At 63.6% G+C, this 10,145-nt stretch carries 10 protein-coding genes and 1 pseudogene; 4 read left to right on the top strand and 7 right to left on the bottom strand.

Features of this window, described 5'->3' with window-relative positions; genetic code table 11:
* Positions 1 to 97: 97 nt before the first annotated feature.
* Complete coding sequence (gene trxB, locus APH30_RS07545; RefSeq protein WP_003247318.1) at positions 98 to 1,060, bottom strand: thioredoxin-disulfide reductase; 963 nt, start codon at positions 1,058 to 1,060, stop codon at positions 98 to 100.
* Between the two features lie 322 nt (positions 1,061 to 1,382).
* On the opposite strand from trxB, the gene cysZ reads away from it, so the two are divergent.
* Positions 1,383 to 2,111: a sulfate transporter CysZ gene (gene cysZ, locus APH30_RS07540; protein ID WP_054890456.1), complete on the top strand. Its 729-nt coding sequence runs from the start codon at positions 1,383 to 1,385 to the stop codon at positions 2,109 to 2,111.
* A 166-nt stretch (positions 2,112 to 2,277) separates the two neighbouring features.
* Here the strand turns inward: cysZ and APH30_RS29870 are convergent, their stop codons facing one another.
* Both APH30_RS29870 and APH30_RS29865 read right to left on the bottom strand, forming a co-directional pair.
* Positions 2,278 to 2,688, bottom strand: coding sequence for a methyl-accepting chemotaxis protein (locus tag APH30_RS29870; RefSeq protein ID WP_371262797.1), 411 nt, complete (start codon positions 2,686 to 2,688; stop codon positions 2,278 to 2,280).
* A gap of 129 nt (positions 2,689 to 2,817) precedes the next feature.
* Positions 2,818 to 3,504: pseudogene (locus tag APH30_RS29865) on the bottom strand (PAS domain-containing protein); the annotation flags it as partial.
* 266 nt (positions 3,505 to 3,770) lie between these two features.
* On the opposite strand from APH30_RS29865, the gene APH30_RS07530 reads away from it, so the two are divergent.
* Entirely contained in the window at positions 3,771 to 4,961 is a 1,191-nt protein-coding gene (locus tag APH30_RS07530; protein WP_054912109.1) for a glycosyltransferase family 1 protein, read from the top strand.
* A 122-nt stretch (positions 4,962 to 5,083) separates the two neighbouring features.
* Here the strand turns inward: APH30_RS07530 and APH30_RS07525 are convergent, their stop codons facing one another.
* Both APH30_RS07525 and APH30_RS07520 read right to left on the bottom strand, forming a co-directional pair.
* On the bottom strand, positions 5,084 to 5,566 hold the full coding sequence (locus tag APH30_RS07525; RefSeq protein WP_009682696.1) for a glutathione peroxidase: 483 nt from the start codon (positions 5,564 to 5,566) through the stop codon (positions 5,084 to 5,086).
* 145 nt (positions 5,567 to 5,711) lie between these two features.
* The gene (locus tag APH30_RS07520) at positions 5,712 to 6,197 is read right to left on the bottom strand and encodes a peptidylprolyl isomerase (RefSeq protein ID WP_029887748.1); all 486 of its coding nucleotides are present in this window, start codon (positions 6,195 to 6,197) and stop codon (positions 5,712 to 5,714) included.
* Here APH30_RS07520 and APH30_RS07515 point away from each other — a divergent pair.
* Positions 6,196 to 6,498: a DUF3565 domain-containing protein gene (locus APH30_RS07515; RefSeq protein ID WP_054912108.1), complete on the top strand. Its 303-nt coding sequence runs from the start codon at positions 6,196 to 6,198 to the stop codon at positions 6,496 to 6,498. The genes APH30_RS07520 and APH30_RS07515 overlap by 2 nt on opposite strands.
* A 31-nt stretch (positions 6,499 to 6,529) precedes the next feature.
* Entirely contained in the window at positions 6,530 to 8,617 is a 2,088-nt protein-coding gene (pta, locus tag APH30_RS07510; RefSeq protein WP_029887747.1) for a phosphate acetyltransferase, read from the top strand.
* Positions 8,618 to 8,652: 35 nt separating this feature from the next.
* Here the strand turns inward: pta and APH30_RS07505 are convergent, their stop codons facing one another.
* The gene (locus APH30_RS07505; RefSeq protein ID WP_029887746.1) at positions 8,653 to 9,375 is read right to left on the bottom strand and encodes an OmpA family protein; all 723 of its coding nucleotides are present in this window, start codon (positions 9,373 to 9,375) and stop codon (positions 8,653 to 8,655) included.
* A 108-nt stretch (positions 9,376 to 9,483) separates the two neighbouring features.
* Entirely contained in the window at positions 9,484 to 10,128 is a 645-nt protein-coding gene (locus tag APH30_RS07500) for an MBL fold metallo-hydrolase (RefSeq protein WP_054912112.1), read from the bottom strand.
* Positions 10,129 to 10,145 lie beyond the last annotated feature (17 nt).

Here is a 10,145-nt window from a genome sequence, read left to right as displayed (position 1 = left end):
AGCAGCCCCAATCAGCCTGCGATCACACTTGGTTGAACAGGATCAGTTTCGAGCCGGTTTCCAGTTGGGGGCGCGTGGCCCCCGTGCATTTGGCAAATCAGAACGAGGCGTTGGCCAGCCCGTCCAGGTAGCGCTCGACGTCCAGCGCTGCCATGCAGCCAGCACCGGCCGAGGTAATCGCCTGACGGTACACGTGGTCGGCCACGTCACCGGCCGCGAATACGCCTTCGACATTGGTGGCGGTAGCATTGCCTTCACGGCCGCCGTTGACCACCAGGTAGCCGTCCTTGAGGGTCAGCTGGCCTTCGAACAGCGACGTGTTCGGGGTATGGCCAATGGCGATGAACACGCCATCGACCTTGATTTCATCGCTGCTGCCGTCGTTGTTCTTCAGGCGCGCACCGGTCACGCCCATGTTGTCACCCAGTACTTCGTCCAGGGTGGCGTTGAGCTTGAGCTCGATCTTGCCTTCGGCCACGCGGGCGTTGAGCTTGTCGACCAGGATCTTCTCGGCGCGGAAGGTTTCGCGGCGGTGCACCAGGGTCACCTTGCTGGCGATATTGGCCAGGTACAAGGCCTCTTCCACGGCGGTGTTGCCACCGCCCACCACAGCGACCGGCTTGTTGCGGTAGAAGAACCCGTCGCAGGTAGCGCAGGCCGAAACGCCCTTGCCCATGAAGGTTTCTTCCGACGGCAGGCCCAGGTAGCGGGCGCTGGCGCCAGTGGCGATGATCAGTGCGTCGCAGGTGTACTTGCCGCTGTCACCCTGCAGGGTGAATGGCTTGTTGGCCAGGTCGACAGCATTGATGTGGTCGAACACGATCTCGGTTTCGAAACGCTCGGCATGCTCCTGCATACGCTGCATCAGGGCCGGGCCAGTCAGACCGTGCGGGTCGCCCGGCCAGTTGTCGACTTCGGTAGTGGTGGTCAGCTGGCCACCGGCCTGCATGCCGGTGATCAGCAGCGGCTTGAGGTTGGCACGGGCGGCATAGACCGCAGCGCTGTAACCGGCAGGGCCGGAACCCAGAATGATGACGCGCGAATGACGTACTTCAGACATGTCGAACTCCTGTCGAGCGGGCCGGTTTCGATACACCGGCGGCGCCAGCTGGAAAATTTAAAAGGACCCACGCAGCACTTGGGGAAGGCTACAACGCGCAGGCCCGGAAAGCGGAAAGGTGAACGCACTGTAGCGAGGTCGCAAAGATTAAGGAAATATCCTTCGACAATCCACCTCATAGGCATCGTCTATGCTGCAATTTCATCGGTGATCATACTGTCGATGCTTTTGTTACAGCCGGTTTCCCGACCACCCGCTGCCTTTCGTCGGCACGCCAAACTCGGTAAGGTCAGCGCGTTTCCCTTCTCTGCGGAGTACCTTGATGCAAGCCCCTGTCCTCTCTGGCCCCCAATACCTGCGCGAAGGCCTGAAACTGGTGCTCAGCCCCAACCTGCGCTTGTTCGTGCTGCTGCCGCTGGCGGTCAACCTGCTGCTGTTCGGTGGCCTGATCTACTTCGCCGGCCATCAGTTCAGCCTCTGGGTGGATGCCCTGATGCCAAGCTTGCCGAGCTGGCTGAGCTTCCTTACCTACATCCTCTGGCCGCTGTTCGTCGCCTTGGTGGTGTTGATGGTGTTTTTCACCTTCACGCTGGTCGCCAACGTCATCGCCGCGCCGTTCAATGGCTTTCTGGCGGAAAAGGTCGAAGTGGTGGTGCGTGGCGAAGACAATTTCCCGGCCTTCAGCTGGGGTGAGCTGGTGGCCATGGTGCCGCGCACCCTCAGTCGCGAAATGCGCAAGCTGGGCTACTTCCTGCCACGGGCCATCGGCCTGTTCATCCTCTCACTGGTTCCGGTGGTCAACGTGGTGGCCGCGCCGCTGTGGCTGATCTTCGGCGTATGGATGATGGCCATCCAGTACATCGACTACCCGGCCGACAACAACAAGATGAGCTGGCAGGACATGCTCGCCTGGCTGCGCCAGAAGCGCTGGCAGAGCCTGGGCTTTGGCGGGGTGACGTACCTGGCGTTGCTGATCCCGGGGGTGAACGTGCTGATGATGCCGGCGGCGGTGGCCGGGGCTACGTTGTTCTGGGTGCGGGAGCGGGACTGATCCCTGGGCGTTACGCGATCTCTGTAGGAGCGGCCTTGTGTCGCGATAGGGCCGCAACGCGGCCCCAGGATCTCAACGTTAATGCACAAATTGTTGGGGCCGCTTTGCGGCCCTATCGCGACACAAGGCCGCTCCTACAAAAAGCAGAGCGCGTCTGGTTTGGGTTTCAGTGCCCCAACCGGCTGGAAAACTGCCCCACCACATCCACCACCCGCTTCGCCCCGTCCTGGATCTCGACGATCACGCTGCCCGTCTGATCGGCCAGCGCCAGCCCCTGTTCGGCCTGGCGCTTGCTGGTGTCGATGATCGTCACCGCCGCTTGCGCCAACTGCTCGTTCTGCTGCACCACCCGGGCGATTTCCTCGGTGGCGCTGCTGGTACGCGAGGCCAGTTGCCGGACTTCGTCGGCAACCACGGCAAACCCGCGCCCCTGCTCGCCCGCACGGGCGGCCTCGATGGCCGCGTTGAGCGCCAATAGGTTGGTCTGCCCGGCAATATCGCTGATGGTCTTGATGATCGAGCCGATCACCCGCGACTGCGTGTCCAGCGCCTGGATACCCTCGGCCGCCTCTTGCATCGAAGCTTCCAGGCCGCGCATCACGCTGACACTCTGGGTGACCACCTCGGTAGCCTTGCGCGCGCTGGCATCGGTGCCCAGCGAGGTGGTGTAGGCGACATCCGCCGCTTCGGCCACCGCCTGTTCCTGGTTGACCTGGTCGGTGATCACGGTGGCGAATTTGACCACCTTGTACAGCACGTCGTGGGCATCGAAGATCGGGTTGTAGGAGGCCTCCAACCAGACCACCCGGCCGTGGGCATCGATGCGCTTGAAGCGGTCAGCCACGTACTCGCCACGACGCAGCCTGTCCCAGAACGCCTGGTAAGCGGTTGAGTTGGCCTCTTCCGGCGTGCAGAACAGACGATGGTGCTTGCCGCGAATCTGCTCCAGGCGGTAGCCGACCGTGGCCAGGAAGCGCTCGTTGGCGGTGAGGACGTTACCGTCGAGGTCGAACTCGATGACCGCCGTGGAGCGCATCAGCGCCTTGATCAGGCTCTCATGTTCGCGCGAAGCTTCGATGGTGCGGGTCAGGTCGCTGGAATGCAGGGTGAAGTACCGAATGCGCCCCTCGCTGTTCTTGACCGGCTGCAGGATCGAGCGCAGCCAGGCTTCCTGGCCATTGCCGCGCAACAGGCGAAACGCGCCGTTCAGGTGCTCGCCACGAGTGATGGCGGCTTTCATCCGCTGGTAGAAGTCCAGCGACCGCACATGGGCGGGGACGATGTCCTCGATGTTGCGTCCAAGCAGTTGGTCGGCCCGGTAGAGCATCTCGCTCTCGAAGTTGCCATTGACCATCTCGATCCGTCCCTGGGGGTCGAGTTGCAGCACCAGCATCTCGCTGTCGAGGCTGCTCTTGACCTGTTCGATACACATCAGGTCTTCGCGGAGTTGCCGGTTTTCTTGCTTGAGCTTGTTGTTGAACATCACCGCTCTCCTGGAGCGCAACAGGTGGTCGAATGCATCTTCATCGGCCGACGGCACGGCCCCTTGAGCGGCGCACCAGGAAATAATCTGCACGCTGCACAAGCCGATGGTCAGCTGTCACCTGCGCGCCACGTGACCGTCACATTGACGCAATCGGGCAGGCAGAAACTTTTGCCATGAACACACCTGCGCTACGCATCGCCCTGGTCAGCGAAACCTTCCCACCCGAAATCAACGGCGTGGCCAACACCCTTGGGCGCTTGAGCGAAGGGTTGCGCCAGCGCGGCCATCAGGTTGAGCTGGTACGCCCACGCCAGGCCGGCGATAACCACGCACAGCACAATCCACAGCTGGTGCTGTGCCGCGGTTGGGGCCTGCCGGGTTACCCAGGCTTGCAATGGGGCGAGGTGTCGATGCACACGCTGCTACGCCGCTGGCGCCGGCAGCGCCCGGACGTGCTCTACATCGCCACCGAGGGGCCGCTCGGGCTTAGCGCGCTGCGCGCTGCCCGGCGCCTGGGGCTGGCGGTGGTCAGTGGCTTCACCGCCAAATTCCCGCAGTACTCCGGCCACTACGGCCTGGGTTTGCTGAGCCGCTTGCTCACCCTCTACCTGCGCTGGTTCCACCGGCGCACGGCGGTCACCCTGGTGCCCAGCGCAAGCCAGCGCCTTGAGCTTGAGCGCCGCGGCTTCCAGCACCTGGGGTTGCTGGCCCGCGGGGTCGACGCCTGCCTGTTCAACCCGGCCCGGCGCAGCCAGGCTTTGCGCGAAAGCTGGGGGCTGGGTGCAGACGACATCGCCGTGCTGTACGTCGGGCGCTTGGCGGCAGAAAAGAACCTTCGCCTGCTACAGCCTTGCCTGCAGGCCTTGCAGCAAACCTATCCACAGAAACGCCTGCGCCTTGTTCTGGTGGGTGACGGCCCACAGCGCGCCGCCCTCCAGCAGCAGCTCCCCGAGGCGCTCTTCTGCGGCGCCCAGCGCGGCGAAGTGTTGGCACAACACTACGCCAGTGGCGACCTGTTCCTGTTCCCCAGCACAACCGAAACCTTCGGCAACGTAGTGCTCGAGGCCATGGCTTCGGGGTTGGCGGTGGTTGCCTGTGACCAGGCGGCAGCTGCGCAACATATCCGCCATGGCCACAACGGTGCGTTGGCCATGCCGGGCGACCAGCCCGCATTCATCGATGCCGCCTGCTGGCTGCTGGAGGAAGAGGAAACGCTACGTCGCGTGCGCCTGAATGCGCGGCAGCATGCCAGCCGCCAGGGCTGGCCGGCGATTGTCGAGCAGTTCGAGGGGTATCTGCACGCAGCCCGGAACCAGGCTGCGACTTCACCTGCTTCGAGGCTGGGTGCTACGCGATCTGTGTAGGAGCGGCCTCGTGTCGCGATCGGGCCGCAAGGCGGCCCCCGAATATCGGCATTGTTGCAACTATCGAAGGGCTGCTCTGCAGCCCGATCGCGACACAAGGCCGCGCCTACAGAGGGGCCGCGTCAGGCCAACGCTTTCTCGATGGCCTGCACCACCGCCGGGTCATCTGGCGCCGTGCGGGGAGAAAAACGCGCCAGCACTCGGCCGTCCTTGCCCACCAGAAACTTTTCGAAGTTCCAGGTAATGTCGCCGGGGAACTCCGCGCCCTCGCCCGCCAGCAGGCGATACAGCGAATGGCGCTGCGCCCCGTTGACCTCTAGCTTGCCCGCCAGCGGGAAGCTCACCCCGTAGTTCAGGCTGCAGAAGTCCTGGATTTCCTTTTCACTGCCAGGCTCTTGCCCGGCAAACTGGTTGCACGGCAGGCCAAGCACATTGAAGCCCTTGTCCTTGTAAACCTGATAGAGGTTTTCCAGGGCCTTGTATTGCGGCGTGAGACCACACTTGGAAGCGACGTTGACCACCAGCACCACTTGGCCCTTGAACGGTGCGAGGGGCAGCTCCCCGCCGTTCAGCGCCTCCAGTTTCAGCTCGTGAAATGCACTCATGATGAACCCCCCTCTCAGCTTCCGGGTTGCCGCGCAGGCAAATCGCGCCCACTAAAAAGGCGCCCGTTCAAACCGCCCACCTCCCGTAGGAAGGCAGATCGGCTTGCCCGAGCGCCTGGCGACTTTCTGAGCTTAGCGCAGAAAATCAGTGGTGATGGCCACCTTCACCGTGGATGTGACGGTGAGCGATTTCTTCGTCGCTGGCGTCACGCACGTTGACGACCTTGACCTTGAAGTTCAGACGCTGGCCAGCCAGCGGGTGGTTGCCGTCAACGGTGATGTCGTCGCCGTCCACGTCGCGGATGGTCACGATCTGCATCTGGCCATCCGGCGCCGAAGCGTGGAACTGCATACCCACTTCCAGCTGGTCGACGCCTTCGAACAGGCTGCGGTTCAGGGTGCTGACCAGCTCGGCCAGGTATTCGCCGTAGGCGTCTTCCGGCTCGATGGCAACTTCCAGTTCGTCACCAGCTTGCTTGCCTTCCAGGGCTTTTTCCAGGCCTGGGATGATGTTGCCGGCACCGTGCAGGTAAACCAGCGGCGCGCCACCGGCGGAGCTGTCGATGGTCTCCCCGGCGTCGTTGGTCAGGGTATAGTCGATGGAGACAGCCTTGTTGGCGGCGATCAGCATGGGGCAAGACCTTTTGCAAAAGAATGTAGAGCGCACCAGTGTAACCAAGCCATCGCCCGATTGCGAACGCACTGGCGTGCAGCAACGGTCCATCAGTCGGATCATCGGCTTTCACCAGGACGAAGAAGGCCACTGGGTAGCCGAGCTGTCCTGCGGCCACACCCAGCACCTGCGCCACCAACCGCCGTGGCAGGCACGCCCGTGGGTGCTCGACCCGGCCCAGCGCCTGCAGCGTCTCGGCCAGCCGTTCGCATGTGGCTGGTGCGCACAAGGGGCCGATAGCGCTACCCTTGGCCGTTAATTTCTTGCACCGCTTATTTCGAGAAGCACGCATGCAGACATTTTTCATTGCGCCGACCGACTTTGGTGTCGGCCTGACGTCGATCAGCCTGGGCCTGGTGCGTACCCTGGAACGGGCCGGGCTGAAGGTGGGTTTCTTCAAGCCCATCGCCCAGCCCCACCCGGGCGACACCGGCCCCGAACGCTCCAGCGAACTGGTCGCCCGTACCCACGGCATCAAGCCCCCCGTGCCCATGAGCCTGGCCCAGGTCGAGCGCATGCTCGGCGATGGCCAACTGGACGAACTGCTGGAAGAAATCATCCGACTTTACCAGCAAGCCTGCATCGGCAATGACGTGGTCGTGGTCGAAGGCATGGTGCCCACGCGCCACGCCAGCTATGCCGCGCGGGTCAACCTGCACCTGGCCAAGAGCCTGGATGCCGAGGTGATCCTGGTCTCGGCGCCGGAAAACGAAGTGCTCAGCGAGCTGTCCGGGCGGGTCGAACTGCAGGCGCAACTGTTCGGCGGCCCACGCGACCCGAAAGTACTGGGGGTGATCCTCAACAAGGTCCGCACCGACGAAAGCATGGCCGACTTCGCCACCCGCCTGCGCGAACACTCGCCGCTGCTGCGCGGCAATGACTTTCGCCTGCTGGGCTGCATCCCTTATCAGCCCGAGCTGAACGCACCGCGCACCCGCGACGTGGCCGAGTTGCTTGGCGCCCAGGTGCTCAATGCCGGCGATTACGAACAACGGCGCATGAGCAAGATCATCATCTGCGCGCGCACCGTGGCCAATACCGTGCCACTGCTCACCTCCGGCACCTTGGTCGTCACACCGGGCGACCGCGATGACATCATCCTGGCCGTCAGCCTGGCTGCGATCAATGGCGTCCCGCTGGCCGGCCTGTTGTTGACCAGTGACAGCAAACCGGACGCTCGCATCCTCGGGCTGTGCCGCGGCGCGCTGCAGGCGGGCCTGCCAATCCTGTCGGTCAGTACCGGTTCGTACGACACCGCCAACCAGCTCAATTCGCTCAACCGGGAAATCCCGGTGGACGACCGCGAACGCGCCGAGTTCATTACCGACTTTGTCGCCAGCCACCTCGACGCAGCCTGGCTGCACCAACGTTGTGGCACCCCGCGCGAGCTGCGCCTGTCGCCGGCGGTGTTCCGCTACCAGTTGATCCAGCGCGCGCAGCAGGCAAACAAGCGCATCGTTCTGCCAGAAGGTGCAGAGCCGCTGCTGGTACAGGCAGCGGCCATCTGCCAGGCCCGTGGCATCGCCCGCTGCGTGCTGCTGGCCAAGCCCGAGGATGTCGACGCCGTCGCCCGCGCGCAGGGCATCACCCTGCCACCAGGCCTGGAAATACTGGACCCGGAGCTGATTCGCGGGCGCTATGTGGAGCCGATGGTGGAGCTGCGCAAAAGCAAGAACCTCAACGCGCCGATGGCCGAGCAGCAACTGGAAGACCCGGTGGTGATCGGCACCATGATGCTGGCCCTGGATGAGGTGGACGGCCTGGTGTCGGGGCTGGTGCATTCCACCGCCAACACCATCCGCCCTGCCCTGCAGTTGATCAAGACCGCGCCGGGGGCGAGCCTGGTATCGTCGGTGTTCTTCATGCTGTTCCCCGAGCAGGTACTGGTGTACGGCGACTGCGTGATGAACCCTCACCCAAGCGCCGCCGAACTGGCGGAAATCGCCCGGCAAAGTGCCGAATCGGCGCAAGCCTTCGGCATCGCGCCACGGGTGGCGATGATCAGTTATTCAAGCGATTCGGCCAGCGATGAGGAAGTGGGGAAAGTGCGCGAGGCGACCCGCCTGGCGCAGGCCGCCACGCAAGGCTTGCTGATCGATGGGCCGCTGCAATACGACGCTGCAGCCAACCCGGCAATTGCCCGGGACTTGGCGCCCACCAGCCAGGTGGCCGGGCGCGCCACGGTCTTCGTATTCCCCGACCTGAACACCGGCAATACCACGCACAAGGCGGTGCAGCGCAGTGCCGACGGGGTCAGCCTGGGGCCAATGCTGCAGGGCCTGCGCAAGCCGGTGAACGATCTGCCACGCGGGGCGCAGGTGGACGATATCGTCCATACCATTGCCCTCACGGCGATTCAGGCCAGCGTAGGGCGCTGAAACAAACGGGGCCGCAACGCGGCCCCAATGCCTATTCAGGGATACTGCTGCACCTGGCCCTGCTGCTGGTCATACTGCTGGCCTGGAATCGGCTTCAGGTTCACTTCGACACGGCGGTTCTGCGCACGGCCATTGGCATCGGCGTTGCTGGCGATCGGCTGGTCCGGGCCCATGCCACGTACCGACAGGCGCGAGCTGTCCACACCCTGCGAAGTCAGGTAGGTGCTGACGGCCTGCGCCCGGCGCTGGGACAGGTCCATGTTGTGCTGGCGGCTGCCGGTGCTGTCGGTGAAACCGACCACTTCGATGGTGTTCTGGTTGAACTGCTTGAACGAGCTGGCGAGGTTGTTCAGCGGCTGGTAGAAGCTTGGCGCGATGTTGGCCGAATCGGTGGCGAAGGTGATGTTGCCCGGCATGATCAGCTTGATCTGGTCACCCTGGCGCTGCACTTCCACACCGGTGTTGGCCATTTGTGCGCGCAGCTCGGCTTCCTGCTTGTCGGCGTAGTAGCCATAACCGGCGGCGGCAGCGCCCACGGCGGCAGCGCCGATCAGGGCGCCCTTGCCACGGTTGTTGTGGTCGATGGCGGCACCGGCGATCGCACCGGCCAGCGCACCCAGGCCACCGTACTTGGCAGTCTTGCTCATCCCAGTAGAGCCCTGCGCCTGCCCCTGGTTGTCGTAAGGGTTCTGACTGGCACAGCCGGTCATCAGGGCAGCGGCAGTTGCGACGATAATCAGACGACGCATGGTGAACATGGACAAGCTCCTACTCAATTCATGAATGCGACAGATCGCAAATGCATCTATGCCAGCCTTGGAACGCACCGGCAACGAAAAATTCCATGAAAGCGCCTTCATGTGCCATCAGGCACGCACGAACGGGTTTTCGCGCATCTCGTCACCCAGCCGGGTATCAGGCCCATGGCCGGTGACCACGGTGGCCTCCTCGTCCAGCCGGTACAGCCGCTCCTTGATCGAGCGCACGATGGCCCGCTGGTCGCCACCCCACAAATCGGTACGGCCAATACCCCGGCGGAACAAGGTGTCACCTGCGATCAACAGCTTGGCGTCGGCGAACCAGAAGCTCATCGAGCCAGGCGTGTGCCCGGGTGTATGCAAGGCCACGCCGCAGCCGCACGGCAGTTCTTCGTCATCGGCCAGCCAGCGATCAGGCGACGGCACCGGGGTATAGGGCACGCCGAACATCTGGCACTGCATCTCCAGGTTGTCCCACAGCGCCTGGTCGGCCTTGTGCAGATGCAGCGTGGCGCCGGTCAGCGCTTTGAGCTTGCCCGAGGCAAGAAAATGATCGAAGTGGGCGTGGGTGTGGATGATGCTCACCAGTGTCAGGCCATGGACCTGCAGGCGGGCCAGGATCTTGTCTGGATCACCGCCCGGGTCGACGACGATGGCCTTTTTGCTCAACGGGTCGCCGATGAGCGTGCAGTTGCACTGCAAAGGCCCGACAGGGAAGGTTTCGCGGATGAGCGCAGGCAGGGCTTGGGTCATGGTGTTCTCGCAGGTAA

It is taken from the genome of Pseudomonas sp. NBRC 111127 (assembly GCF_001320345.1).
GTDB lineage: Bacteria > Pseudomonadota > Gammaproteobacteria > Pseudomonadales > Pseudomonadaceae > Aquipseudomonas > Aquipseudomonas juntendi.
The sequence above is the reverse complement of the archived record's forward strand: the minus strand, read 5'-3'. Positions and strand labels throughout refer to the sequence as shown.